Source organism: Coleofasciculus sp. FACHB-712 (assembly GCF_014695635.1).
Classification (GTDB): Bacteria; Cyanobacteriota; Cyanobacteriia; order Cyanobacteriales; family FACHB-T130; genus FACHB-T130.
This window is the reverse complement of sequence record NZ_JACJOQ010000286.1, coordinates 1-2,045: the sequence shown is the minus strand read 5'-3', so window position 1 is coordinate 2,045 and position 2,045 is coordinate 1. Positions and strand designations below refer to the sequence as shown.

The window sequence follows — 2,045 nt, the reverse complement described above, 5'->3', positions numbered from 1 at the left end:
ATTATCACTGGGGCAATTTCTATAATTCTAGCGATCGCCTATCTGCTGCTGGTTCAGTTACTAGACTTCCGGGGTGAAATGATACCCGCACCCACAAGTCAATTGCCGCCAGTCGTGCAAGTTGCCCAAATATCCGCGATTCAGCTTTTATAAAGAGCAATGTCTAATCGGAGTTACGCCATCCTCGGAACAGGAGCGCTGGGGGGCTACTACGGAGCTAAACTACAACGGGCGGGGCTGAATGTCCACTTCCTGTTGCACAGCGACTACGAACAAGTCTGTCAACAGGGTTTAGTCATTGAGTCCCCAGACGGCGATTTTACCCTCCCTCACGTTAACGCCTACCCTGACGCTAACAAAATGCCACCTTGCGATGTAGTGGTTGTAGCGCTGAAAACGACGCAAAACCACCTGCTACCAGAAATGCTGCCATTTGCGATCAAGGATGGTGGCGTCGTCTTGGTACTGCAAAATGGTCTAGGCGTTGAAGAGAAAGTCGCCAAAATTGTTGGTTCGGAACGGGTGATGGGAGGCTTGTGCTTTCTCTGCTCTAATAAAGTGGGGCCAGGACACATCCGCCACCTAGACTATAAGGCGATTACACTCGGCGAATATACCCCCGATTATCAACCCGCCGGGATTACCGAGCGAATGCGTCAGATTGCCAGCGACTTTGAAAGTGCTGACATCCCTATCCAACTTGCTGAAGACTTGCTGTTTGCTCGTTGGCAGAAACTGGTGTGGAATATCCCATATAACGGGCTTTCTGTGGTTCTTGACGCCACAACAGATGAGCTGATGAACAATCTTCACACGCGATTATTAGCCGAGCAGTTGATGGGTGAAGTGCTGGTAGGTGCATCTGCTTTTGGTCGGAAGATTCCTGATAGCTTTGTCGAAAAGATGCTCGATCACACGGCAAAGATGAAGCCGTACCGCACCAGTATGAAAATCGACTATGACGAAGGGCGTCCTCTAGAGGTGGAAACCATGTTCGGTAATCCCCTACGAACTGCACAAGCAGCAGGTGTTGATTTGCCGAAAATTGCGATGCTTTACCAGCAGCTAAAATTTTTGGATGCTAGAAATCGCCACAAATAGTATGTTCTTTTGGCATCCGATTTTTCATGACTTAAATATACCTGACACCCTGAAAAAAACCTTAAATAATAATTAGTCATGAAAAAAGCGCCTTTAGAAAATCCGATTTTTACCGTCCCAAACGTTCTATCAAAAGCAGAGTGTGCCGAGTATATCGCTATAACCGAAAACATAGGCTATACTCCGGCTGGTCTCACCGTAGGACAGGATGAATACATAATGGCTCCATCAATCCGAAATAACGATCGGGTGATTTTGGATGATGAAGAACTTGCGGCAAATTTATGGCATCGTGTGGAAACTTATGTTCCCAGAATCGGTAACTGGTGTGCAATGGGACTTAATGAGCGCTTGCGGTTCTACCGATACGATCCGGGTCAGCGCTTCGCACCACATCACGATGGTAGTTATTGGCGAACAAACGGCGACCATAGCCGTTTAACTTTTATGATTTATCTGAGCGAAGACTTTGAGGGAGGCGAAACTCTGTTTTTTTCACCCAACGTCTCTATAGTTCCTAAAATCGGTATGGCGCTGTTCTTTATCCACGAAATAAAACATGAAGGCGCACCCGTAATCCAAGGTCGAAAGTATGTACTGCGTTCAGACGTGATGTACACGTATGCGAGCCAATAAAAATCGGGGGAAGTTGACTTTTGAAAAATGGCGATCGCTCTACAAAATTTCATTTAATTATTCTTTATTTCCCTGATAAATAATTGTAAGGTCAAACGGCTGTTTTCCCCGTTTATTTATATCCCGTGTACAACTTTTTATGTCATCGTCTTCGCTAACCCTGTACTGGATTCCGCTCAGAATAACAATTAAAAAAAGTTGCCTATTGCCTATCTTTACTTTACCCAGCAGGGAGCTGCTGGGAGTTGCATTGTTTAGCTTAGAGGATAATAAATAAAAAAGGAGATTGGGAAGTTTTGTGTCCCCAT

Annotated in this window: 3 protein-coding genes; 2 read left to right on the top strand and 1 reads right to left on the bottom strand. The window is 45.5% G+C overall.

Features of this window, described 5'->3' with window-relative positions; all coding sequences use genetic code 11:
• Positions 1 to 159: 159 nt before the first annotated feature.
• Both H6F50_RS07695 and H6F50_RS07690 read left to right on the top strand, forming a co-directional pair.
• Positions 160 to 1,101, top strand: a complete 942-nt coding sequence (locus H6F50_RS07695) for a putative 2-dehydropantoate 2-reductase (protein ID WP_190428084.1) — start codon at positions 160 to 162, stop codon at positions 1,099 to 1,101.
• A 78-nt stretch (positions 1,102 to 1,179) separates the two neighbouring features.
• Positions 1,180 to 1,737: a 2OG-Fe(II) oxygenase gene (locus H6F50_RS07690; RefSeq protein ID WP_190428081.1), complete on the top strand. Its 558-nt coding sequence runs from the start codon at positions 1,180 to 1,182 to the stop codon at positions 1,735 to 1,737.
• A gap of 57 nt (positions 1,738 to 1,794) precedes the next feature.
• Here the strand turns inward: H6F50_RS07690 and H6F50_RS26710 are convergent.
• Positions 1,795 to 2,045, bottom strand: a 251-nt coding sequence (locus H6F50_RS26710; protein WP_206754821.1) for a hypothetical protein, incomplete at its 5' end; no start/stop codon positions are given.